This is a genomic window from Rhodococcus sp. WS1 (assembly GCF_003797745.1).
Classification (GTDB): Bacteria; Actinomycetota; Actinomycetes; order Mycobacteriales; family Mycobacteriaceae; genus Rhodococcus_F; species Rhodococcus_F erythropolis.
Genome location: NZ_RKLZ01000002.1, coordinates 208,562 through 232,263, shown reverse-complemented (window position 1 = coordinate 232,263; position 23,702 = coordinate 208,562). Strand labels below are relative to the sequence as shown.

At 61.8% G+C, this 23,702-nt stretch carries 25 protein-coding genes and 1 tRNA gene; 20 read left to right on the top strand and 6 right to left on the bottom strand.

What is annotated here, in order from left to right; translation table 11 throughout:
- Window positions 1–181: 181 nt before the first annotated feature.
- On the top strand, window positions 182–769 hold the full coding sequence (locus EEB12_RS13610) for a putative glycolipid-binding domain-containing protein (protein WP_019746484.1): 588 nt from the start codon (window positions 182–184) through the stop codon (window positions 767–769).
- Between the two features lie 11 nt (window positions 770–780).
- On the opposite strand, the gene EEB12_RS13605 is transcribed toward EEB12_RS13610, so the two are convergent.
- Window positions 781–1,755, bottom strand: a complete 975-nt coding sequence (locus EEB12_RS13605) for a prephenate dehydrogenase (protein WP_069146643.1) — start codon at window positions 1,753–1,755, stop codon at window positions 781–783.
- A 48-nt stretch (window positions 1,756–1,803) separates the two neighbouring features.
- Between EEB12_RS13605 and EEB12_RS13600 the strand changes: the two genes are divergently transcribed.
- From EEB12_RS13600 to EEB12_RS13585, 4 genes are all read left to right on the top strand, one after another.
- The gene (locus EEB12_RS13600) at window positions 1,804–2,343 is read left to right on the top strand and encodes a tRNA adenosine deaminase-associated protein (protein WP_047888780.1); all 540 of its coding nucleotides are present in this window, start codon (window positions 1,804–1,806) and stop codon (window positions 2,341–2,343) included.
- Window positions 2,344–2,805, top strand: a complete 462-nt coding sequence (locus tag EEB12_RS13595; protein ID WP_047271540.1) for a nucleoside deaminase — start codon at window positions 2,344–2,346, stop codon at window positions 2,803–2,805. It abuts the gene before it with no gap.
- A gap of 139 nt (window positions 2,806–2,944) precedes the next feature.
- Window positions 2,945–3,136 carry a CsbD family protein gene (locus tag EEB12_RS13590; protein ID WP_003943869.1) on the top strand — a complete coding sequence of 64 codons (192 nt, stop codon included), beginning with the start codon at window positions 2,945–2,947 and terminating at the stop codon, window positions 3,134–3,136.
- Between the two features lie 56 nt (window positions 3,137–3,192).
- Window positions 3,193–3,283: transfer RNA gene (locus EEB12_RS13585), tRNA-Ser, on the top strand.
- A 226-nt stretch (window positions 3,284–3,509) separates the two neighbouring features.
- On the opposite strand, the gene EEB12_RS30505 is transcribed toward EEB12_RS13585, so the two are convergent.
- A complete protein-coding gene (locus EEB12_RS30505) occupies window positions 3,510–3,683 on the bottom strand; it encodes a hypothetical protein (protein WP_003943953.1) in 174 nt (57 codons plus the stop codon).
- A gap of 245 nt (window positions 3,684–3,928) precedes the next feature.
- Between EEB12_RS30505 and EEB12_RS13580 the strand changes: the two genes are divergently transcribed.
- The 3 genes from EEB12_RS13580 (at window position 3,929) to EEB12_RS13570 (ending at window position 5,425) form a co-directional block, all read left to right on the top strand.
- Window positions 3,929–4,612, top strand: a complete 684-nt coding sequence (locus EEB12_RS13580; protein ID WP_069146641.1) for a YceI family protein — start codon at window positions 3,929–3,931, stop codon at window positions 4,610–4,612.
- A 123-nt stretch (window positions 4,613–4,735) separates the two neighbouring features.
- Window positions 4,736–5,086 carry a YidH family protein gene (locus EEB12_RS13575; RefSeq protein ID WP_029537421.1) on the top strand — a complete coding sequence of 117 codons (351 nt, stop codon included), beginning with the start codon at window positions 4,736–4,738 and terminating at the stop codon, window positions 5,084–5,086.
- On the top strand, window positions 5,087–5,425 hold the full coding sequence (locus EEB12_RS13570; RefSeq protein ID WP_041814532.1) for a DUF202 domain-containing protein: 339 nt from the start codon (window positions 5,087–5,089) through the stop codon (window positions 5,423–5,425).
- Here the strand turns inward: EEB12_RS13570 and EEB12_RS13565 are convergent.
- Window positions 5,391–6,332, bottom strand: coding sequence for a sterol desaturase family protein (locus EEB12_RS13565; RefSeq protein WP_141487948.1), 942 nt, complete (start codon window positions 6,330–6,332; stop codon window positions 5,391–5,393). The two genes, EEB12_RS13570 and EEB12_RS13565, sit on opposite strands and share 35 nt — an antisense overlap.
- 128 nt (window positions 6,333–6,460) lie before the next feature.
- Between EEB12_RS13565 and EEB12_RS13560 the strand changes: the two genes are divergently transcribed.
- On the top strand, window positions 6,461–6,916 hold the full coding sequence (locus EEB12_RS13560) for an RrF2 family transcriptional regulator (RefSeq protein WP_003943908.1): 456 nt from the start codon (window positions 6,461–6,463) through the stop codon (window positions 6,914–6,916).
- A gap of 12 nt (window positions 6,917–6,928) precedes the next feature.
- Here EEB12_RS13560 and EEB12_RS13555 read toward each other — a convergent pair whose 3' ends face one another.
- Entirely contained in the window at window positions 6,929–8,038 is a 1,110-nt protein-coding gene (locus EEB12_RS13555; protein WP_141487947.1) for a GGDEF domain-containing protein, read from the bottom strand.
- 250 nt (window positions 8,039–8,288) lie between these two features.
- On the opposite strand from EEB12_RS13555, the gene EEB12_RS13550 reads away from it, so the two are divergent.
- From EEB12_RS13550 to EEB12_RS13530, 5 genes are all read left to right on the top strand, one after another.
- Window positions 8,289–8,918 carry a TetR/AcrR family transcriptional regulator gene (locus tag EEB12_RS13550; protein ID WP_007731646.1) on the top strand — a complete coding sequence of 210 codons (630 nt, stop codon included), beginning with the start codon at window positions 8,289–8,291 and terminating at the stop codon, window positions 8,916–8,918.
- Between the two features lie 71 nt (window positions 8,919–8,989).
- Window positions 8,990–11,344 (top strand): MMPL family transporter, encoded by a 2,355-nt coding sequence (locus tag EEB12_RS13545; RefSeq protein ID WP_141487946.1) that lies wholly within the window; start codon window positions 8,990–8,992, stop codon window positions 11,342–11,344.
- Between the two features lie 114 nt (window positions 11,345–11,458).
- On the top strand, window positions 11,459–13,192 hold the full coding sequence (locus EEB12_RS13540) for an ABC transporter ATP-binding protein (protein ID WP_141487945.1): 1,734 nt from the start codon (window positions 11,459–11,461) through the stop codon (window positions 13,190–13,192).
- Window positions 13,189–15,120, top strand: coding sequence for an ABC transporter ATP-binding protein (locus tag EEB12_RS13535; RefSeq protein ID WP_020968186.1), 1,932 nt, complete (start codon window positions 13,189–13,191; stop codon window positions 15,118–15,120). Before EEB12_RS13540 ends, EEB12_RS13535 begins: the two co-directional genes overlap by 4 nt.
- A gap of 70 nt (window positions 15,121–15,190) precedes the next feature.
- Window positions 15,191–15,934 (top strand): IclR family transcriptional regulator, encoded by a 744-nt coding sequence (locus EEB12_RS13530; RefSeq protein ID WP_141487944.1) that lies wholly within the window; start codon window positions 15,191–15,193, stop codon window positions 15,932–15,934.
- A gap of 5 nt (window positions 15,935–15,939) precedes the next feature.
- Here EEB12_RS13530 and EEB12_RS13525 read toward each other — a convergent pair whose 3' ends face one another.
- Together EEB12_RS13525 and EEB12_RS13520 are read right to left on the bottom strand one after the other, a co-directional pair.
- Window positions 15,940–17,121, bottom strand: a complete 1,182-nt coding sequence (locus EEB12_RS13525; protein ID WP_133728637.1) for a multidrug effflux MFS transporter — start codon at window positions 17,119–17,121, stop codon at window positions 15,940–15,942.
- A gap of 7 nt (window positions 17,122–17,128) precedes the next feature.
- Window positions 17,129–17,980, bottom strand: coding sequence for an alpha/beta fold hydrolase (locus EEB12_RS13520; protein ID WP_141487943.1), 852 nt, complete (start codon window positions 17,978–17,980; stop codon window positions 17,129–17,131).
- A gap of 101 nt (window positions 17,981–18,081) precedes the next feature.
- Between EEB12_RS13520 and EEB12_RS13515 the strand changes: the two genes are divergently transcribed.
- The 6 genes from EEB12_RS13515 (at window position 18,082) to EEB12_RS13490 (ending at window position 23,658) form a co-directional block, all read left to right on the top strand.
- Complete coding sequence (locus EEB12_RS13515; RefSeq protein WP_141487942.1) at window positions 18,082–18,567, top strand: hypothetical protein; 486 nt, start codon at window positions 18,082–18,084, stop codon at window positions 18,565–18,567.
- Window positions 18,564–18,962, top strand: coding sequence for a hypothetical protein (locus EEB12_RS13510; RefSeq protein ID WP_019746497.1), 399 nt, complete (start codon window positions 18,564–18,566; stop codon window positions 18,960–18,962). The genes EEB12_RS13515 and EEB12_RS13510 overlap by 4 nt, the downstream gene beginning before the upstream one ends.
- Window positions 18,963–19,043: 81 nt before the next feature.
- Window positions 19,044–20,333, top strand: coding sequence for an aromatic ring-hydroxylating oxygenase subunit alpha (locus tag EEB12_RS13505; protein WP_007731634.1), 1,290 nt, complete (start codon window positions 19,044–19,046; stop codon window positions 20,331–20,333).
- 122 nt (window positions 20,334–20,455) lie between these two features.
- Entirely contained in the window at window positions 20,456–21,799 is a 1,344-nt protein-coding gene (locus EEB12_RS13500) for a M20 family metallopeptidase (protein WP_007731632.1), read from the top strand.
- A complete protein-coding gene (locus EEB12_RS13495; protein ID WP_007731630.1) occupies window positions 21,799–22,755 on the top strand; it encodes a 3-(2,3-dihydroxyphenyl)propionate dioxygenase in 957 nt (318 codons plus the stop codon). The genes EEB12_RS13500 and EEB12_RS13495 overlap by 1 nt, the downstream gene beginning before the upstream one ends.
- Before the next feature lie 30 nt (window positions 22,756–22,785).
- Complete coding sequence (locus tag EEB12_RS13490) at window positions 22,786–23,658, top strand: alpha/beta fold hydrolase (protein ID WP_141487941.1); 873 nt, start codon at window positions 22,786–22,788, stop codon at window positions 23,656–23,658.
- Window positions 23,659–23,702 lie beyond the last annotated feature (44 nt).

Genomic DNA, 23,702 nt, shown 5'->3' with positions numbered 1-23,702 from the left:
CGAGAACTCCGACACCGTTTGCCAACTATTCGGTCTGCGGGGTGCTCCTGGCGGAAGAAGCGTTGTGAAACGGCTTACATCGAGATCTTCGGGGCCGATCGAAGTCCCTAAAAGGTCCCTGATCGAAGCAATAACCCGAACCAGCGGTGCTCCGCGCCCGTTCGTCCATTACCGTGGTCGGGTGAGCATCCAACCTTCCGGTGACGCGTCCTGGCCCGCGGTATTGACCTGGCAGGCCCACAACGCTCCTCGTATGGAGTCTGTTCGTGTGCAGCTGAACGGAAATCGCATCAAGGCTTCCGGCCGGATCATCGGTGGAGCCTGCAGTGAGCACCCGGCATTCAGCGCGTCATACGACCTGGTCACCGACGAGGCCGGCATCACCCGCAGGCTGTCGGTGCGGACCGCCCTGGCCGCCGGTGAGCGTCAGATGTCGATCAGCCGGGACGAAGAAGGCACCTGGATGGTCGAGAACGGCGCCAGTCACCAGCGCTCTGCGTTCGATGGCGCACTCGATGTCGACGTGATCCTCAGCCCGTTCTTCAACACGCTGCCCATCCGCCGCGTCGGCTTGCAGAACGACATCGAAGACGCCGAGGTCCCGGTCGTCTACGTCAACCTTCTCGACCTGCGCGTCGAGGGTGCGACCATCACCTACAGCAGCGGCACCGACGGAATCAGTGTGCTGTCCCCGGTGTCCAGCTCGACGCTGGCCGTCGATACCGAAGGCTTCGTCCTCGACTACCCGGGTCTGGCAACTCGAATCTAGGTTTCGTACTTCTAGGTTTCGGATCGCCGGATGACACCACCGCGTCGACCGGCGTCCCGCATCCGCTCGATCCAGTCGGGTTCTCCGACCCGAAGGTCTTCGATGTCCCACCGCTCGTGCGACTCGTAAGCGCCGCGCGCAGCGAACCCTGCGTCCACCAATCGTGCCGTGGAGCCGTTGTCGAGCAGATCGGTGCGTGCACCCTGCAAAAGGTCGAGCGCTTCGTCCAGCGCGACCAGCAGGGCGTCACGGTTGCCCTCGCACATCGCCCGCACCAGGCCAGGAGCGCTCCCGGCTACGCGGGTGCCGTCGCGAAATGACCCGGCGGCCAGCCCAAGAGCCAGTTCGCCGCCGGCAGCTCCGGTGATCGCGAGTGTTTCCGCCAGTAGGTGGGGCAGGTGAGAGATACGCGCGACTGCTCGATCGTGCTCGAGAGATTCGGCTGGCACCACCACCGAGCCGCAGTCGAGTGCCAGGTCGGCGACCTGCGACCACACGTCTGCGTCGACGCCGTTGTCGGTGGCAACGACCCACACCGCGTCGACGAACAGATCGGCATCCCCGACCGCCCAACCCGAAGCTGACGTCCCCGTCATCGGATGACCGCCCACGAACTTGGCGCTCAAGCCCGCTCGTTCGACCGCGGCCTTCACTTCGCCCTTGACGCTGACGACGTCCGTGATCGGATTGTTCGGCGCATGCGCGGCGATTGCCTCCAAGGTGGCGTCGACGGCAGGCATCGGCACGGCGATCACAATGATCGCACCGCTCTCGTTCGCTCTCTGCAGCACTGAAACCAGATCGGTGTCGGCGTCGAAACCGTCGGCTCGGGCCGCGTCGGCGGACTCGCTGGAACGGTTGTAACCCCACGCCTGACGGCCGGATCGGACGGCGGCGCGAAGTAGCGAACCGCCGATCAATCCGAGGCCGAGAACGCAGACTGGTGGGGCGGAATCGATCGCAGACACGAGTTCAGGTTGGCACATCGATGCTCGGACTTCACTCACTGGCACCAGGCGGGCTACCGTTGCGCCATGGGTGCACAGCGCGCGGGTAACAAGAGCGCCTCTTCGAACCAGTCGGAGGAGCTTGAAGGCTTCGGTGTCGCGGTGGTCCGTGAAGAGGGGCGTTGGACGGTCAAGGCATTGACGCCCGACGCGTTGACCTCGCTCTCGGCCGCCGAAACGCAGCTGCGTGAGCTGCGAAGTTCGGGTGCCGTCTTCGGTCTTCTCGACGTCGACGACGAGTTCTTCATAGTGTTGCGTCCGGCGCCGTCCGGCACGCAGTTGCTGATTTCCGACGCGACCGCCGCCATCGACTACGACATCGCAGCTGACGTCCTCGACGCCTTGCACATCGAGATCCCCGACATCGATCCGGACGACCTCGACGACGTCGAACCCTGGGAAGAGGGCGATCTGTCCGTGCTGGCCGATCTGGGCCTGCCGGAACCCGTGCTCGCCGTCATCGCGGCCGAGACCGATCTTTATCCGGACGAGCAGTTGGGGATGATCGCGCAGCGACTCGGGTTCGCATCCGAGTTCGGCGTAGCGCTCGACAAGCTCCCGCGCTAGATGACTCTCGCTGACGATCAGCGCATGATCCGTGCGGCCATCGTGGCCGCACGTTCCGCCTCCGACGCAGACGTCCCGGTCGGGGCAGTGGTGTTCGACGCAGACGGCGTCGAAGTTGCTCGGGCCTCCAATGCAAGGGAAGCGTCGTCCGATCCGACCGCGCACGCCGAAATCCTCGCGTTGCGTGCTGCCGCAAAAATCTACGGCGACGGCTGGCGCCTGGAAGGTGCGACGCTGGCCGTCACCCTCGAGCCCTGCACGATGTGTGCGGGCGCTCTGGTCCTCGCCCGGGTTTCTCGGGTCGTTTTCGGGGCGTGGGAGCCGAAAACCGGAGCCGTCGGATCATTATGGGACGTAGTTCGAGATAAAAGATTGACCTATCGGCCGCAGGTGCGCGGCGGGGTCCTCGAGGACGAATGCGCTGGGCTTTTGGAAGATTTCTTCCGCGAGCAGCGGGCCTGAAATAGGTATTCCCCATCGAGAGTGATCGCACACTCGGGTAGCCGGAACCGGTAATCACGGGCATGGTGGAGATCAGATGCCGTCAGGGTATCGGCGAATCGCCGGAAGGTGATTCGTTCGCGTTCACAGAGGAGTACTCATGGGAATCGCAGACAAGGCTCAGAACAAGGCCGAAGACCTCGGGGGCAAGGCCAAGGAAGCTGCTGGCAGCGCTACCGGTGACCGGGACCTCGAAAACGAAGGTAAAGGCGACCAGGTGAAATCGGCCGTCAAGGATGCCGGCGAGAAGGTCAAGGACGCCGCATCCAGCATCAAGGACAAGCTCACGTAATACCGCTCCACCTGGCGATTTCGGCCACGGGCACTCCATCCGGTAAAGTCACCAACGGTGGCGTGTCCGAGCGGCCTAAGGAGCACGCCTCGAAAGCGTGTGACGGGTAACCCCCGTCCGAGGGTTCAAATCCCTCCGCCACCGCCAAAGCTCCCCACCTGTTCACGCAGGTGGGGAGCTTTTTTGTATGGTAAACCTGGCGTGCGAGCGCTGACGACCGTCAGGACGGACACGCTCCGACTGGACCATCGGACGACCAGCCAGTCCGCCATTCGGACGAGGACAGCGCTGGACTTCGGAGGAGATCGGAAGCCGCACTAAGTCGTATGGGGGAGGGGCCGTCCTCCGGTGGACATTCACAGGTTGACGAAGTTCAGGAGCGGCGAGCGATCCACTCTGCAGCGGCGGCATCGATGTCCTGCTTCAGCTTCTCGAAGAACGAGGGTGGCGGGGTAGGGATCAAATCTGCTGCGGTAGTGAGGGATCGACTGAGGGCGATCCGACGCTCGCGTAACTCGTCGTCGGTCAGGAGCGTCAGGTCCGCCATTGCGAGCCCCCCCGATCGGTGTGATTCGTGTTTCGGGCAGACCGTGCGCATCGGGATCGATGCATGATTCGATGCGCACGGCCCAGGCACTCCAGGCTGGGGGCCGGAATGCAAAATCCACTTTACCAAATGATTACTAATGGTTGTGGGTGTGCCCCGTTCTCGGCCTTCGTGGAGCGCTTTCACAGGGTTCTCCCAGTTCGTAACTCCTGACAATCGTTGAAGCTGCAACTATCGTCGAACCCATGAAAAAGATCTGGTGGATCGGCGGAGCAGTAGTTGTGGTCGTACTCGCCCTGCTTGTGGGGCCGTGGGCGTACGGGAAATTCATCGCTGAAGACGATGCGCCGGCGGCCGTGGTATCCACTCAGGGTGCAGAAGCGGCGTCCGGATCGATCGACGGGCAGTGGACCGTCGTCGCCGGGCAGGGGGACAACCAGACGGCAGCGGGATACACCGTGCACGAGATTCTCAACGGATCGAGTGTGACCGTCGTCGGAACCACCGGCGAGGTGAGCGGAAACGCGGTTGTCGAGGGTGAAAAGCTCACGTCAGGCGAAGTGACGGTGCAGGTGGCAAGCATCAAGACCGACTCGGATCGGCGCGACGGCCAGTTCACGGGCAATGTGATGGATACCAGCACGTATCCGACGGCGACGTTCACGATCGACTCGCCGGTGGACTTGGCTGCTGTACCGACAGATGGCACAACTGCGACGGTCACGGTGTCTGGCACCTTGACTCTCAAAGGTCAGTCCAAGCCGGTGTCGGTCGACATGACCGTGCTGCATTCGGGTGATTCGCTGATTGCATCGGGCTCGATTCCAGTTACCTGGACCGATTTCGGAGTTGAACCCCCGTCCCTCGGTTTTGTCACCGTCGACGGCAGTGGCTCGGTGGACTTCCTGGTCTCACTCGCCGCGAGCTGAATTACGTCCACCCGATTCGCACCGCTTCGGGGCGGGCAGGGAAGATTAAGGACATGACCTTCCTTTCTCGTTGTCCGTTCCGAAGGCAGTGCGCGATTTCTGCCTGGACGGAATGAACAGGTGATGCCCCGGTGGAGACCGTTCCGAACGGGCGAAGACCCCGATCCACGGTTCACTCTCGCCAATGAGCGGACGTATCTGGCCTGGATCCGCACGGCGACGGCCTTTGTCGCGTCGGGCGTCGGACTCGAAGCGTTCGGCGGCGACATTCTCAACCCGACGGTTCGTGCCGGCTTGGCCGCGTTGTTACTCGTCGGCGGCGCTCTGATCGCCATCACTTCTTTTGTTCACTGGATCAGCGCCGAGCGAGCACTGCGTGCTGAGCGCTCGTTGCCGGTACCGCTGATGGCGCCGGTGGTCGGCATCGTGCTGGTGATCTGCGCGACCGTCTTGGTGGTCGAGGTCGTGAACTGATTGACCGCGCTGGAACCGTCGGAAGGTGTCAAGCCTCCGGACAAGGGCTTGCAGTCCGAGCGCACATCGCTCTCGTTCGTACGGACGAGTCTGTCGATCCTCGGCTTGTCTGCCGCCTGTTTGAGATGGTTGCCGCCGTTCGGTTCGGTAGCACTGATCGGCCCGTCCCTCGCTGCCGTGCTTGTCGTGGCGGTGACGGTCTACGAACGTCGGTCGCGGCCCAGGCGGTTGGCCCAGTTCTCAGCCGAAAAGGCAACGCCTGCTTTGGGTATGGGTGCTGCTCTCGCGGTCGCCCTGCTCCTGCTCAGTGCGACGGGGCTGTGGATTCTGCTGACGTGACCTCGGCTTTCGGTGCCCAGCCGGGTGGGCCGAACACGTAGCCTGCGCGCTGGCGCCACGACTGCGACGCTTTCCAGTCGCGAGCGATGGCAGCGTATTCGCGTGTTTGGAGCTTCCAGATGTTGTACGTTCCGACCGGCGTCGTGAGTCCGTAGGTGGGCCGGTGGGTTTCGGCTGCGAAGGTCCCGAACATCCGGTCCCAGATGATGAGGATTCCGGCGTAGTTGCGGTCGAGGTACTCGGCGTCGGAGCCATGGTGGACGCGATGGTGCGACGGCGTGTTGAAGATGAATTCGATGGGCCGCCAAAGTTTTCCGACACGTTCGGTGTGGACGAAGAACTGGTAGACGAGGCTGACGGAGAAGCCGACGAACACCATCCACGGCGGAATCCCGAGGAACGGCAACGGCAACCACATGATGATCTCACCGCTGTTGTTCCACTTCTGCCGCAGTGCGGTGCTGAAGTTGAAGTACTCACTCGAATGGTGAGCCTGGTGTGTGGCCCAGATGACCCGAACTCGGTGCGCGATGCGGTGATACGCGTAATAGAGGACGTCGATTCCGAGCAGCAGGATCACCCAGGTGTACCAGGCCGTCGGCGAGAGGTGCCACGGAGCGAGGTACACCCATATTGCGGAATAGCCGATCAGCGCCAGCACTTTCCAGAAGGTGCTCGTTGCGATCGACACGAGTCCGAGCAGAACGCTGGTTCTGGCGTCGATGCTTCGGTAGCCGCCTTCCGCGGGTCGTGCGCGTCCGTCGGCGTCGTCGGGATGATCCTCGAGAGCGCGGGCCGCGAACCATTCGATTGCCAGGAAGATGACAAACGCGGGGATTGCGAGCGTGACTGGATCATGGAGCGGTTCGAGAAGTGACTTCCATGATTCGAGAAGGGTTTCCCACACGCGATTTGTCCTGTTCTCTAGCTTCGATCGTTACATCATGCATCAAAATGTAACGCCATGGAACCCTTTGCGGCGAAGAACTCGCAGGTTTGTTGCGACTATTCATAGAACGATGGTAGGAATTGCCGGTGCATATCACCGCGAAGGTGGACTACGCCGTGCGGACTCTGGTCGAGCTCGCGGCAGTAGGTCCTGACCCGGCCAAGGCCGAGTTTCTCGCCAAATCCCAGGTCATACCCCACAAGTTCCTGGAAGCGGTGCTCTCGGACCTGCGGCGCGGCGGCTTGGTCAACAGCCGTCGAGGCCCGGACGGGGGATACTGGCTCGCTCGGTCCGCGGACGAGATCACGATTGCCGACGTCATACGAGCCGTCGAAGGACCGCTTGCTTCGATTCGGGGTCAGCGACCGGAAGACGTCGACTACGGGGGGCCGGCGACGCCCCTCAAGGAGGTGTGGATTGCAGTGCGCGTCAACCTCCGTGCTGTGCTCGAAAATGTCACACTCACCGATGTAGCAGGTGGAGAGTTGCCCGAGTTCATTCACGAACTGACGGCAGATCCCGAGGCGTGGAATCGGCGCTGATACAGCCCGGTTTCAGGGTGCCCGTCGACGTGGAACAGTCATAGGAGCAGTGTTCGCAGTGTTGCCTCCCGCGGATTTTGCGTCGTACATCAGATGATCGGCCGCAACGATTGCTCGGGAGAACTCGTTGTAGTCGAACTCTTCCTGATGCGGGATGAAAGGTAGCGTCGCTGCTCCGACGCTGACCGTGGCCAAGGGGTCGTCGGAAGCGTTCACGACGGCTTTGGGCAGTGTCGCGATTCTTTTGCGAAGTCCGTACGGGGTGCCGATCATCACAACGGTGAACTCCTCGCCGCCGGTGCGCGCGGCGTAGCCGAAACCGTTCACATGCTCCTGCAGGCGCGTTCCTGTCCGGATGATGACGGCGTCACCGACTTCGTGACCGAAGGTGTCGTTCACAGCCTTGAACTTGTCGATGTCGACGACGGCAACAGCAATGTCGGCACGATTTGCCGACGCGACCGACCAGATACGCTCCGACATGTCCCACAGCCCTCGCCGGTTCAGCAGTCCGGTGAGTGCATCCACCTTGGATCCCGTTGCGCGCGAGAGTAATTGCCGCCAGGTGAATTGAATGGTGGCCGGAATGAAGATCACGGCACACAGTACGACGTCGGTGCGTGCAATCACGCTGGTTGCCGAGTAGTCGCCGTTCGTCAGGCCGAGCACGGTCAGGGCGATGACAAACGTCGTGGCAAAGGCGAGGTGGAATGCCAGCCAGCGGCGGTCGAGAAAATAGGTGAAGTAGGCGCCGGTGGCGACAAAGAGTGCCGCGCCGAAAAGGGCGGCGTTATGGCTGGTGAAGGTGATGAGAATCGAGGCAGTTCCGAGATCCGCCCACAGACCGTAGAGCTTGAGCATGCGTGAACCTCTGATTCGGCCGACAAACCAGAGAATCGTGGGGATCAGGTTGACGGTCGCAATGCCGACGAGCCAACTGCGCGCAAACGGTCCGTCCGGGCCCTCTCCGCTGAGGAGAAACAGGAACGCCACGATCGAGAAATTGAGTGAGCAGAATCCGATGGTCAGACGGACGAGACGTAGTACGGAGCCTCGTCCGGACTTCGATCCCCACAGCATTACCGTGGACGAAACCGGCCAGGTATGCAGGAGCGGGTCCATCAGATTCCTTCGCCGAGCACATTGCGGTTAATTCACCGCAAAGTATGTCAGGCCATGTTGATTCACGCGTCAACTTGGCAGTGGGCGTCACGCCGTGGAGCTGCTCACAACTCTCTCTGTCGCGCTGTTCAGGCATTTGCCGTGCGTGAGTGTGAGGTACGCCTCGAGTTTCCGCGCTGTGTGTTCGATCGCACAATATTGCAGACCTCTGCAAAGTTGCAGAGCTCTGCAAGTTGGGTACCGTGTTGGGGTGATCATCGAACAAGGCCTTCGCGACCGCAAGAAGGCAGCAACCCGTGCCGCACTCAGTGGCGCGGCAGCACGGCTCGCTCGTGCGCTGGGGATCGAATGCGTCACCGCTGACGCGATCGCCTCCGAGGCCGGAGTGTCGACGAGGACGTTCCACAACTACTTCTCCAGCAAGGAGGAGGCAGTGCTCGCCAGTTTCGAGGAATCGGTGAACCTGTGGATCGAGGCGCTTGCGTCGCGGCCCGCGGACGAACCAATTCTCGACGTCCTCGAAGAACTTGTGGTCGAAATCGTGAACGACTCAGGTCCGAGTGGGAGTGAGAAGGCAAGTATCTGGCTGCTGTCGGATTCGAGTCCCGCGCTCTACCGGGATGCCGCAGACATGCATCAGCGGATCAACCGTGCAGTCGTTCAGGCATTGGCGGAACGCACCGGTACCGACGCCGAGAAGGACCTGTACCCGACGCTCCTCCTGGGAGCGGTGGGCGGAGCCGCTAAATCGGTGATCGACGTCTGGACTGGCGGAAAGTCGGAGGCTTCCAGTCCGGAGGAGTTGGTTCACGACGCTTTTCGGCAGATTCGTGCCGGATTGCCCGCGCCGCCGCCCGCCCCTGAGATGTCGCGTCCCTGAGATGTCCCGTCTCTGAGCCCCACACGTAATACCTGTCCACGTACACGCACCGAAACAGCAAGGAGCCCGTCGTGGCCACCTATCTTTATCGGATCGGCAAGTTCGCCTACCGGCGAAAAGGCGCGGTCCTCAGCGTTTGGCTGATAATCCTGGTCCTGATGGGCGTCGGGGCAGCCACTCTGTCCGGCCCCACCAAGGATTCGTTCTCCATTCCGGGAACCCCGGCACAGCAGGCGCAAGACCTGATGGCGGAGCGTTTTCCCGACGCGCCCAACCCGATGGATTCGCTGAGCGCGCGATACGTAGTGCAAGCTCCGGCGGGCACGACGCTGGCCGATCCGGCGAACGTCAAGGCCATGGACGACATGCTCGCGAGTATTCGTGGCATCGACAAGGTCGCCGACTCCGCCAAGGTGGACCCGGCGACTGCCACTCCGGAACAGGCCGCGAAGGCGTTGGTCAATCCGGTTACCGGCAACGACTCCATGGTTGCGATGTTCAAGGAAAAGGCTGCTGCGGCTGGAACTTCCGAGACGCAGGCCGTGGACGACGCGCGCGCGTTGTCGCCGCTCAGTGCCGACGGCACGGTCGGGTACGTCGAGGTTCCGTTCAGCGGTGACTTCGCCGATCTCGATCAGGCGTTGCGTGATTCGATCAACTCCGCAGCCGATGTCGGTCGGGCCGAGGGACTCAACGTCCAGGTCAGTGGTTCTGCTGCTCAGGAAGCGGAGATGCCCGGTGGTGTCACCGAGCTGATCGGTATCGCCGTTGCCGCTGTCGTTCTGGCCATCACGTTCGGTTCGCTTGTGGCCGCGGGGCTTCCGCTCCTGACCGCGATCATCGGTATCGCTATCGGCAGCCTTGGAATCACGGTTGCCACCGGATTCATGGATCTCAGTTCGATGACTCCGACGCTGGCGATCATGATCGGTCTGGCCGTGGCGATCGACTACTCGCTGTTCATCATGTCCAGGTTCAGGCATGAGCTCACCCTCACCGACAACCGTGCCGAAGCAGCAGGTCGCGCCGTCGGAACTGCCGGTTCCGCAGTGGTATTCGCCGGTTTGACAGTCATCATCGCGCTCGTTGCCTTGCGTGTCGTCGGCATCCCGTTCCTCTCGGACATGGGTGCGGCAGCGGCCTTCACCGTGCTGATCGCGGTACTGATCGCATTGACCTTGCTGCCCGCGATCCTGGGTATGTTCGGACGCAAGGCTTTTGCCGGCAAGATTCCCTTCCTCAGCAAGCGTGCGGAGGAGTCCGAAAACAATGATTCAGGCAAGCCGAAGCTGGCTCTGCGCTTCATCACCGCCGTCGTTCGTCGTCCGCTCGTGCCGCTGATCGGTGGAGTAGTTCTTCTGGGCGCATTGGCTCTGCCCGCAACGGGATTGAGCCTGGCATTGCCGTCGGAGGCCACCGGTGACCCGGCGACCAGTGCGCGTCAGGCGTACGACCTGATCGACGAGGGCTTCGGTGACGGCCGCAACGGACCGCTGATCGCGGTTGTCGACGCCAAAGATGCCAGCGTCCCCGCCGGGGAGGCCTTTGCGGAGGTCGTCTCGACCATCTCGAGCTTCGGTGACGTCCAGAACGCACAGGTCGTGAGGGTCAACGAAGCCGGCGACACCGCGCAGGTACTGATCACTCCGAAGAGCGGACCGACCGATCCGGCCACGATGGACCTGGTGGGCAGCCTCCGCGGAGCAGAAGGCGGACTCAACGATTCGATCGGCGTCAGCTACGGCATCACTGGTCAGACCGCACTCGAAGGCGACGTCTCGGACACGCTGAAGGATGCATTGGTGCCCTACCTTGCCGTAGTGGTCGGCCTTGCATTCATTCTGTTGCTCTTGGTGTTCCGTTCGATCCTGGTTCCGCTGACCGCGACGCTCGGCTTCCTGCTCAGCGTGCTCGCGACATTCGGTGCGACGGTGGCGATCTTCCAGCACGGTTGGTTGGGCATCATCTCGAACCCGCAACCGCTCGTGAGTTTCATGCCGATCTTCCTGATCGGCGTGGTGTTCGGGTTGGCGATGGACTACCAGGTGTTCCTCGTGACGCGTATGCGTGAGGAGTACGTCCACGGTGCGAGCGCGAAGGAGGCCGTGACCATCGGCTTCAACCACGGTGCCCGCGTGGTCAGTGCGGCCGCGGTCATCATGATCTCCGTGTTCGGTGCCTTCATCGCAGAACCGAACTCGTTCATCAAGTCGATCGGATTCGCGCTCGCCGCGGCGGTGTTCTTCGACGCCTTCATCGTGCGCATGGTGATCATCCCGTCCGTCATGGCACTGCTCGGCGACAAGGCGTGGTGGCTGCCGAAGTGGCTGGACAAGATTCTGCCGAACGTCGACATCGAGGGTGAGAAGCTCAGCAAGGCCCTCCGTGACGAGAAGGAAGCGGAACTGCAGTCCGCATCTGCTTGATCTCTGCTGTGCGCCTTTATTAACCCCCCGCGGTTAATAAAGGCGCACAGCTGTTTTTGTGTATCGAAATATCCAGCGGCACATGTCGGCCAGGATTGGTAACCTTCGCTCACTATGCTGATCAGGCTGCTGCGCACTTATCTGACGCCGTACCGGGGTGAACTCACGGGCGTTGTCGTCCTGCAGTTTATTTCGACTATGGCGGCCCTTTACCTTCCGAGTCTCAACGCCGACATCATCGACAACGGCGTGACCAAAGGCGACACCGGCTACATCCTCTCCACCGGCGGGATGATGCTGATGGTCACGCTGACGCAGATCCTGTGCTCGGTGGGTGCCGTCTTCTTCGGAGCACGAGTCGCCATGGGCGTCGGGCGCGACCTCCGAGCGTCGGTGCTGCATCAGGTCGGGACGTTCTCGGCCAGGGAGGTCGGGCACTTCGGTGCGCCTTCGCTGATCACCCGCAACACCAACGACGTCCAGCAAGTGCAGATGATGGTCGTGATGAGTTGCACCATCCTCGTCATGGCTCCGATCATGTGTATCGGCGGCATCATCATGGCTCTACGACAGGACCTGAATCTTTCCTGGATCCTCGGGATCAGCGTCCCGCTCCTCGTAGTCTCGATGGGTTTCCTGATTGCCCGGATGGTCCCCGGATTCAGGGTCATGCAGGGCCGCCTCGACGCCGTCAACCGTGTTCTTCGCGAACAGATCACGGGCATCCGCGTCGTCCGAGCGTTTGTACGGGAACCGTACGAGGTAGAGCGTTTCGGCGACGCCAACCGCGAACTGACGGAGACTGCACTCGGCGTCGGCCGCCTCATGGCACTGATGTTCCCGCTCGTGATGCTGATCAGCAATGTCACCAGCGTCGCGGTCATCTGGTTCGGTGGCCATCAGATCAACGAGGGGTCGATGCAGATCGGCTCGCTCACCGCGATGCTCAGCTACATCATGCAGATCCTGATGGCCGTCATGATGGCCACCTTCATGGCGGTGATGCTGCCGCGTGCGTCGGTGTGCGCCGAACGTATCTCCGAGGTGCTCGACACGGATTCGTCGGTGATTCCGCCCGAGAACCCGGTCCGAGAACTGAAGGACCCGGGCGTCGTCGAACTTCGTGGAGCTCAGTTCCAGTTCCCCGGAGCCGAGGAGCCAGTGTTGCGCGACATCACCTTCCGCGCCGAACCAGGCAAGACGACGGCGATCATCGGCGGCACCGGGTCGGGAAAGACCACTCTGCTCAACCTGATTCCGCGTTTGATCGACTCCACCTCCGGATCGGTATCGGTGGGCGGCGTCGACGTCCGCGACATCGACACCGAGATGCTCTGCTCGGTGATCGGTCTGGTCCCGCAGAAGCCGTATCTGTTCTCCGGCACTGTCGCCACCAATCTCCGCTACGGAAACCCCGAAGCTACCGACGAATGGCTGTGGGAGTGCCTCGAGATCGCCCAAGCTGCCGACTTCGTCCGCGCCATGCCAGAAGGCCTGGACACACCGGTGGCACAAGGCGGTACGACGGTATCGGGCGGTCAGCGTCAGAGACTCGCCATCGCGAGAGCGTTGGTGCGTAAGCCGCAGATCTATCTGTTCGACGATTCCTTCTCGGCACTCGACCTCACTACCGACGCACGGCTGCGTGCGGCGCTCCGGCCGGTCACGCAAGACGCCTGCATAGTCGTTGTCGCGCAGCGTATCTCCACCATCGTCGAGGCCGATCAGATCATCGTGCTCGACGACGGCGCCATCGTGGGGATCGGCACGCACGACGAACTCGTGGTCAGTTGTCCCACCTACGGCGAAATCGTCGCCTCTCAGCTAGCCGTACAGGACGCATCATGAGTAATCGACCGACTTCCTCGCCTCCCATCGGCCCGCCCGGCGGCGGCGATCCCACCAAGAAGGCCATGAACTTCGGCCCTTCGCTCAAGCGTCTCCTCGGTCGCTTGAGCCCGGACAAGCCGATCGTCATCCTGATCTTCGCTTTGGTGACGGCAAGCGTCGTACTTTCCTCGATCGCGCCGAAGATCCTGGGAAACGCCACCAATCTGATCTTCGACGGCATCGTCAGTAAGCAACTCCAGCCGGGGACGACAAAGGAACAGGCTGTCGAAGGATTGCGCGCTTCGGGGCAGGGTCAACTCGCCGACATGGTGTCCGGCATGGCCGTTGTGCCCGGAACCGGAATCGATTTCGACGCGGTCGGCAAGGTCTTGATGATCGTGCTGCTGCTGTTCGTCTGCGCGTCGCTGTTCAGTTGGCTGCAGGCGTATCTGCTCAACATCGTTGTGCAACGGACCGTTCGCCGGCTGCGTGAGGACGTCGAACAGAAGATTCATCGACTTCCCTTGCGGTACTTCGATACCCATGCCCGCGGTGACGTACTCTCGCGCGTGACCAATGACATCGACAATGTCGCGCAGAGCTTGCAGCAGACGCTCAGCCAGTTGGTCATGTCGGTGATGACCGTCCTGGGCATTCTGGTGATGATGCTGTGGATCTCACCGTTGCTCGCCCTGATTGCAGTGGCAACTGTTCCGCTGTCGATCATGGTCACGGCGTTCATCGCGAAACGTTCGCAGAAGCACTTCGTCGCGCAGTGGAAGAGCACCGGCGGAATCAATGCACAGGTCGAGGAAGCATTCAGCGGTCACGAGTTGGTCAAGGTGTTCGGCCGCCAGCACGAGGTCGAGGAGCGCTTCCGCAAGCAGAACGAGGATCTGTACGAGTCGAGCTTCAAGGCGCAGTTCATCTCCGGTCTGGTCATGCCGGCCGTGATGTTCCTCGGCAACCTCAATTACGTTGCCATCGCAGTGGTGGGTGGTATGCGCGTCGCATCCGGAACGATGACGCTCGGCGACGTGCAGGCGTTCATCCAGTACTCGCGTCAGTTCACCCAGCCGCTCACGCAGATCGCGTCGATGACAAATCTGCTGCAGTCCGGTGTCGCTTCGGCCGAGCGTGTTTTTGCGCTGCTCGACCAAGACGAGCAGTCGGAGGACCCGAAGGGCGCGAAGTCGCCCACGGTTGACAAGGGCCGCGTCAAGTTCGAGAACGTCACCTTCAGCTACAAGCCGGAACAGCCGCTGATCGAGGACTTGTCCCTGACCGCCGAGCCCGGCCAGATGGTTGCGATCGTCGGCCCCACCGGGGCAGGCAAGACCACCCTCGTCAACCTCATCCTGCGGTTCTACGAACTCAATTCGGGCCGAATCACTTTGGACGGTATCGATATCGCCGACATGACGCGAGACGATCTACGTTCACGCATCGGTATGGTTCTGCAGGACGCGTGGCTGTTCGGTGGAACCATCCGCGAGAACATCGCGTACGGCAAGCCCGGTGCCACCGACGAGGAGATTCGTCGCGCGGCCGAGATGAGCTACGTCGACAAGTTCGTGCACTCTCTGCCTGAGGGTTACGACACGGTCATCGACGAGGAAGGCAGCAACGTCAGTGCCGGCGAGAAGCAGCTCATCACCATCGCCCGCGCCTTCATCTCGCAGCCGTCTATTCTGATCCTCGACGAGGCGACCAGTTCGGTGGACACACGCACCGAACTACTGGTTCAGAGCGCCACCGCGGTTCTGCGCAGTGACCGCACCAGTTTTGTCATCGCGCACCGTCTTTCGACAATTCGTGATGCGAACCTGATCGTGGTGATGGAGGAAGGCCGGATCGTGGAGCAGGGGAGCCATGAGGCTCTGCTCGAATCCCGCGGCGCGTACTTCCGTCTGTACAACAGCCAATTCGTGGGCGCGGAGATCTAATGCCTCAGTAGACTGGAGCAGACTTGGTCCGCTGGGTGGACCACATTCTGTGTACTGGAGGCGCTCGGCGATGCATTCGTTGCTGGGGAAAGCGCGCCTGATACTCGATTCCTTCGATGCGGTTTCGGGTGCGCTGTCGCTGACCGAACTTGCGAATCGAAGTGGTGTTGCGAAAGCGACGGTGCATCGAATAGCCGGTGAACTGGTGTCTCTCGGTCTACTGGAACGGGTCGGCACCAAGTACCGGTTGGGGTTACGGCTCTTCGAACTGGGGCAGTTGGTGCCTCGTCAACGGATTCTGCGCGAGGTGTCCTTGACGTATGTGCAGGATCTTCACGCGGCGACCAGGGAGACGGTTCACCTCGCGATTCGCGACGGCCTCGATGTTCTGTACATCGACAAGATCTCCGGTCATCACGGGGTGGACCTGCCGTCGCGGGTGGCCGGCCGGCTGCCGATGTATGCCACGGCAACTGGCAAAGCGATACTCGCGTACTCACCGGATTCCGTTTTTCGAGCGGTGACAGGCAACGGATTTGTCGAGTTCACCGATCGGACGGTGAACTCGGAAGCCGGGTTACGCAGGCAACTCGACGCTGTTCGTTCGCAGCAGTTGGCGGTCGAGACCGAAGAGGTTCGCCTGGGAACATCGAGTATCGCTGCCCCGATCTTCGGTGGACACGGTGAAGCAGTTGCCGCGATCGGTGTGTCGAGTCCGCGGTATCGAATGGATACCGAGCGTTTTGCCGAACCGTTGCGCGCGGCGGCCGCGGGAATCAGCCGGAAGGTATCGGTTCTCGAACGCTCGGCATAACCGTTCTATCGACGCACGCAGAGCAGCGCGATCACGCCGAGAACCGAAGCCCCGGTCATGGAGATGGCAACGGCAAGACTGGTGTTGCCGAGAAGACCGACGATGGGCGCAACAACAGCGGCAGCGCCGAACTGCGCAAATCCGATCAGCGCGGCTGCTGAGCCTGCGGCTTCTCCGTGGCGGGACAGTGCAACCGCCGGTGCATTGGGCATGACAAAACCCGTTGCGCAGAGCATCAGCAGGATGGGGACGGCAAACCCGACGAATCCCCACGAGTCGGTGGCGGCAACAACAACAAATGCAGCGCCGACGGCACTACTGCCCCACATCGCCCAGATCGTGATGGAATTCGGCGACCACCGGCCGAGAAGCACGACGTTGAGCTGGGACGAACCGATCAGAACGACGGCGCCGCCGGCAAAGGCAAATCCGTATGCGGTGGCGCTCAGTCCGAACTGTTCCTGCATCACGTAGGACGACGCGGCGATGTACGACCACAAAACGCCGCGGCCGAGACCGCACACGAGCACCAACACCATGAAGTGGGCATCACGGCCGAGCGCAATGTAGTTTCGCGCGATGGAACCGATGCCCTTGCCCGACCGATTTTCGGGTGGAAGTGTTTCCGGCAGCGATACTGCCGCGAGTGCGATCATCGCGATGCCCAGGATGAAGAGAGCGAGAAAGACTCCGCGCCACTGTGTTACGGACATCAGTGCCCCACCGATGGAGGGAGCCAGGATGGGCGCTACGCCCATGACCAACATCAGTCGCGAAAGTACAACCGCCGCATCGTGTCCGGTGAATAGATCACGAACGATCGCCATCGCGATCACGCCCGTCGCAGCGGCGCCGAAACCTTGCAGGGTTCGCAGCGCAGTGAGGACTTCGATGGACGGAGCAAAGAAGCAGGCCAACGACGCGCCGACGTGAATTACTGTGCCCACGAGCAGGGGACGTCGACGTCCGTAGATGTCGGACATTGGGCCGATGAGCAACTGGCCGAAAGCCAGACCCAGCAGTGTGCCCGTCAGGGTCAGCTGAACCATCGTGTCCGACGTGCCGAATTCTTGCGTGATCTGTGGCAGCGCAGGAAGATACATGTCGACGGTGAACGGCCCGAGGGCGGTGAGAATTCCGAGAAGCAGTACCAATCGGATTCGTGCACCGCCCGTCGGGGCGATCACCGTTCGTTCAGTTGTGCTGTTGGTCAAGGAAACCCGAAACTACACTGTAGTAGTCGTATGGTCGCTCTTCCTGAAGATGATGCGACGCCTTGTCCATGATGTAGAGATGGCCGTGGGGTATCATCCGCGCCAGCATGAGCGGGTAGTCCGGGGTGAGGAATGCGTCGTGCATGCCCCAGGCGAAGAGCGTCGGCGCCTGGATCTGGCCGAGTTCAGCTGTGAGATCCTGCCAATCGCCACGAGGTGAGTCCGCCGAGGCAGCCAGGGCCATTTCTTCGGGGTCGAGACTTTGCTCGTATCGCATCTGGAGGGTTTCGGCGGGCAACTTCGATCCGTCGAACCATTCGAGGCTGGTGATCAAGGTGCGGAGTTTTTCGAGGGTGGGGCCGGTGCCGCCGTAGTAGACGTCGCGGGCGTTGCGACCACGACGGCCGTCCTCGGGGAGCGGCGCGAGTGGTCCGTAGAAGACGGGCATGCTGCCCGTGATCACCAGGGAGCGAACGCGTTCCGGGTACTTTGCCGCAAGATTGAGCGCTATGGTGCCGCCCCACGAGTTGCAGACGAAGTCTGCGCGTTCGATTCCGAGCTCGTCGATCAGGGCAACCATCTTGGCGGCGTGGAAGTCCCACATGGGGCCGGTGATGGTGCACTTGTCGGACCGACCGTATTGCAGGAGATCAACGAGAATCGCTCGTCGATCCGAGGCGAAGAGCGGTGCCACCGGCCCGAAGTCGGACCACGCAGTGCAGCCGGGGCCGCCTCCGTGCAGGAAAATCGTGGGGTCGCCCTCGCCGAGGTCGTAGTAATGGAATGTGACGCCATCTGCTTTGGCGTACAAGCTCTTCGGTTGATCAGCCATGGCTATACCTGACCTCGAGGTGAGCGGTATGGGAAGTATTGCGGTCCGGCAGGCGAACCCGGTTCGTGGCTGTGAGACTTCCGAATGCCTAGCGTGCTGGCATGAGAACAGAACTCGAGCACGCGCGTGATCGCGCGGAGGCGATGATCGGTACGCGGGAAACGAGAGAGCTGGGACCAGTGCGTCCGGCGGAGTCGGTTGCGTTTGCGGTTGCCACCGCCGAGACGGACTCCCGATTTCTCGACCCGGAGCACCCGGCATTTGCCGTCCATCCGATGTATCTGCCTTCGCTTTTGCGAGGACCGCAAGGCGGCTCCGATCGAGAGTACCGAGCAGACGGCATGTTCCGTGACGAAGTGCCGGGCACAGACGGTATCGACGTGCGCTTGATGGCCGGCGGGCAGAGTGTGACGTTCTTGCGACCGGCCCCGCTGGATGAGGCTGTCGTCGTAGGGCGCGTACTCGATACTGCGACGACCAAGGGCCGGGCTCCGGACGAGTTTCTGCTGCTCTCGGTCACCAAGACTTACCGGGGTGCGCAGTCCGGCGCATTTGCCGAGGTCGTCGAGAAGTTCATCGTCCGATGACCGAAACAGTAGTCGTGGGCACGCCGATCGAATCGGTAACCTTGGTCTGCGATCCGGTTCGGATCCTTCGATTCGGGGCGTCGACGCACAATTCGCACCGTATTCACTACGACGCCTCCTATGCACAGACGGAGGGGTTGTCCGCCCCGGTGGTCATGGCCCAGTTGCAGGGCACGCTGTTCTTTCGTGCCGCGTCACACTTTGCCGGTGGATACGAAGGAGTTGTGTCAGTCTCCTGGCAGAATCGTGCGCCCGCGCCCGTCGGAACCACACTCGAGGTGTCGGGTGAAGTGTCCCAAATCGACAGTGACCAAATAACTTTGGCGTTGCGGGAGCATTCGGACAATGGCGTGCTGTGTGCCGTCGGAACCGCTGTGGTGGTCCGGGTCTGCTGAGCGAACCGAATCCATTGGCGTAGACCGCAGTCTCACCCAAGATCTGTTTCATTCAAACGTTCAGTGTCGAGAGGACTTCACATGACTGGTGTCGAGGCGTCGGAAGCCACGTTCGCGCTGCCCGAGCGGCCACGAGCGGCCGGTCGGCAGGATTGGACGGCATGGCCGGGTTACAACGCAGCCGGCAGCGGATACCGCGGTTACTGGTACCCGGTCACGTGGTCGAACCACATCACCAAAGACCCCAAGAGCTTCACCATCTGTGGTGAAAAGCTGGCGATCATCCGCGACGCAGGCAAGGCTTATGCCCTGCACGATCGGTGCCCGCACCGCGGCGTTCCGTTGTCCGAGGGCGATCAGCAGTTCCCGGGAACCGTCAGCTGCCCGTACCACGGCTGGACGTACCGGCTCACCGACGGCAAGCTGGCCGCGGTCATCACCGACGGTCCGGATTCCAAGATCTGCGGCAAGCTGAACGTCCAGACCTATGCGATCGAGGAGCGACTCGGTCTGGTGTGGGTGTACATCCCGATCGCCAACGAGCCGGCGCCGTCCATCGACGACCAGTTGCCGCGTGAGCTGGTGGAGAACAAGGGTATCGTCGGTGGTCGTATTCAGCCCCGAGAAGGCAACTGGCGCTTCGCATGTGAGAACGGTTTCGACGAGGGACATGCGAAGTACCTGCACCGCACCGCATTGTGGCGTCTGTTCAAGCCGATGCCCACGTGGAACATCACGAGCATCGTTCCGGAGGGACGCTGGATCTACCGCGTGCAGGAAGAGGTGTACTGGGAGGCGGAATTCCCGGGCGTGGGAACCTGGACGAACAAGCGGTGGTGGAAGAAGAAGCCGGACGAGACCCAGATTTCGCAGATCGGAAACGTCGGCGCCGGCCTGGATGTCAATCCTGTGATCGCAGCTCAGAACTTCCCCGGTTTTGCTTCACTGTCCATGCCGGGTGTCCTGCGCATCGCGTACCCCAAGTTCATTCATTACGAGTTCTACGTCCCGGTGGACGAAGACAACCACAAGTACGTCGGCCTCATGGTCAACTTCGTCTCCGGCGCAGCAAAATTGGGCTTCTACGCCAAGTATCTCGGTGCGATCCGCTGGCTGTTCCACGGTCAGTTCTCGGGTCAGGATGCGTGGATGGTCGAGGTCACCGACGCGCCGCCGGAGAAGCTGTACCGACCGGACGTGTCGCTGACGACGTGGCGAAATCTGGCAGAGGAAGAGTACGCCGAGAAGATCGCCGACGCGGCCAAGCACACCCCCAAGGCGCCGGTCAGGCCCACCCGAGAGCGACGGACGCCAACGCCCCGCTCGGCCCCTGTCGCCGACGCTCAGATTCCCACCGGCACCAGCGAATAGGAGAGATACATGTTCAAGATTCTGACGGCTGTCGCTATCGGTGCCGCTGTTGCAGTGGCAGTTCCCAAGCTGTGGCAGATGGCCGGCGAGCGCAGCAATACTCAGGTACATCAGGTCAATCCATGACCACTGCGAGGGCCGACGCTCTCGCAGGCCTAGGCGACGAGCGCCGGGAATGGGTCGAGCGAGCCTACGCCCATGTCGATCGTGCGCGATTGCGGGATCTCGCCACTTCGGTGGTGAACATTCCCAGCCCGACGGGTGATGAAGCACCGCTGGCCCGCCACATCACGGCGGTCCTGGCAGCGTCGGGAATCGAGGCCCACACAATGGATCTCGATGATCGGCAAGCGAACTCGTGGGGAAGGCTCCGCGGTGACGGGTCCGGACCGGACCTGTTGCTGTATGCGCCGATCGACACCGTCACGACCGGCGATCCGGCGGAAGACCTGCCGTGGGTGGGAAATGAGCTGCGAGCGGATCTGACGCCGCACGCCCAGTTCGACGAGAACTACGTGATCGGATTGGGTGCGTCGAACCCCAAAGGCCACGCCGTCTGCATTGTCGCGGCGGCCGAAGCAATTGCCGCAGCCGGTATTCCGCTCCGCGGTGACCTGGTGCTCGGATTCGGCGCCGGCGGTATGCCGACCAATGCCCGCCCCGGTGTCGGAAACCCCCGACGCAACACCGGCCAGGGCGTCGGCTGCTCGTTCCTCCTGGAACAGGGAGTGTGGGCGGACTGCGCGTTGATCGCCAAGCCCGGCTGGACGGTTTCCTGGGAAGAAGTGGGACTGGCCTGGTTCGAGATCACGGTGCACGGTCTGCACACCTACGTCGGCTCGCGCCACCGGTTGCCGTACCGCAACGCGATTACCGCAGCCGGCGAGGTGGTCGCCAAGTTGGAGGAATGGTTCCCGAAGTACTCGGCGGCGCATCAGGACGGTTTGGTTGCGCCTCAGGGGATCGTTGCCAACATCCGCGGCGGGTGGGAGCGAACAGCGTCGTTCACCCCCGAGCAGGTGCGCCTTACCGTTGATCTACGGCTCAGCCCGCGGACGACGCCCACCGCGGCCAAGCGCGAACTCAAAGCCGTCGTTGCGGAGATCGCACAATCGCTGGATCTGCAGATCGACGTCGAACAGGTTCTTGCCATCCCCGGTGAGGGTTCCGACCCTCGAATGTGGTTGCGCCGCGCCGCAGTCCACGCGTGGGAAGCTGCCGAAGGAGAGCCGCATCAGGACTTCTTCGACGCGAGTGGAGCCACCGACGCAAACATCCTGCGCAGCCGCGGCATCCCGACGATTCGGGTGGGTATGCCCAAGGTGGTCGACGCACCGTTCGAGGTGGACTTCGCGATGGGGATGAACACTGTGGATCTGGCTGCGGCGGAGAGATTTACGAAGTATCTGATCCGAGTGGCCCTCGACACCGTCACCCGCTCGCTCGAGGAAGTAGGAATCGACTGATGGCGAAGATAGTTCTGGGTATCGGTGCCTCCCACAGCACCTTGATGAACACCCATTGGGAAGAGACGACGCACAAGGCGGAGGCCGAACGCTTCCGGGACGCGCTGTATCTGAGCCGGGAGAAGATCGCGGCGTCGAAACCCGATGTTGTCTTGATTCTCGGCTCCAACCACTTTCGCGGTTTCTGGCTGGATCTGATTCCGGCGTTCACTCTCGGCGTCGGAGAGTGCATTTCCAGTGGCGAGTCAGGAACACCCAAGGGGCCGCAACGGGTCGACGTGGAGTTCGCCAGGCACCTTGCAAACGAGCTGATCGAAGGTGGCCGGTTCGATCTTGCCTACTCGGCGCGATTGCAGATCGATCATGGTCAGTCTCACGCGATTCAGTACCTTCTCGACGGAATCGATGTTCCGATAGTTCCGTTGGTGGTCAACGTATTCGCGCCGCCCCTCCCGACGTTCAAGCGATGTGAGGAAGTGGCGAAGGCCCTGCGGGATGCCGTTGCGTCGTATCCGGCGGATACCCGGGTCGTGGTGATCGCGTCCGGTGGATTGTCTCATCGTCTGCCCTGGCCGGACTGGCGGGATCCGCACGGTGAGGACGAGGATTTCATGGTTCAAGCCTGGCTGGACGGCCGGGAGAACTGGTCCGACTACGACGTCCGGCGACGCCAGATCATCCGCGCAGCCGATGCCGCGATCACTCCGGAGTTCGATGACCGAATTCTTGATCTGTTTGCCAGCGGCAAGGCAAGTGAGCTTGCCGAGTTCACGACGCAGCAGATCGAAGACGAGGCGGGCAACGGTGCGCAGGAGTTGCGGACCTGGCTCATGATGGCCGCGATGCTCGACTACGTTCCGGGTGAACGCCTTGCCTACGAAGCGATTCCCGAGTGGCTCACCGGTATGGGTGTCACGATTCTCGATCCAGCTGGAACAGACAGCGCAACAACATAATCTGCACCTTCAGTAAAGGAAGTTTCTCTGATGACAATCTGGAACGAACTTGCCGGGCTCGATTTTGAGTTGACGACCGTCGACGCCGGCGGTGTGCCCACGCGCTCTCTGCAGGCAGGATCCGGTGACGAGGCCGTGATCTTCCTGCACGGCACCAGCGGACACCTCGAGGCATTTGCACGCAATATTGCACCGCACGCCGAGTCTTACCGGGTTCACGCGATCGACATGCTCGGCCATGGTTACACCGGCAAGCCTGACTACCCGTACGAGATTCCGCGCTACGTCGAGCATTTGGTGAACTACCTCGACGCGGTCGGACTGGACCGTGTGCACTTGGTGGGTGAAAGCCTCGGTGGTTGGGTCGCTGCCTACCTGGCCAGCGAGCAGCCCGAACGTGTTCTGTCGCTGCAGTTGCTGGCAGCAGGCGGAACAGTCGCGAACCCGGTAGTCATGGAGCGCATCAAGATGTCGACCGCGAAGGCCGTCCAGAGCGACGACATCGAATTGACCCGCGCACGTATGCAGTTGCTCATGCATGATCCCGCCGATGCAACCGAGGAATTGGTTCAGGCTCGTCACCGGATCTACCATCAGCCTGATTTTGTCGCCAACATCCACAACCTCCTTTCCTTGCAGGAGATGGAGGTTCGCCAGCGGAACCTGCTGCGCCCGGATCGAATGGCACTCATCAAGGCGCCGACTCTTGTGGTCTGGGGTCAGGAAAATCCGTTCGGTGATGTTCCGGAAGCGAAGAAGATGGCCGAGGATATTCCGGGCGCTCAGCTCGAACTCTACTCGGAGTGCGGTCACTGGCCGCAGCACGAGCAGGCAGCGAAGTACAACCCGCTGAGCCTCGAGTTCTTGGCAAAGGCATCAGCCAGCGCGAAGGCAGCTATCTGAGAAGTTCCTGCCAAATATACTGCTGCGTAATGGAGCCGGTCTCT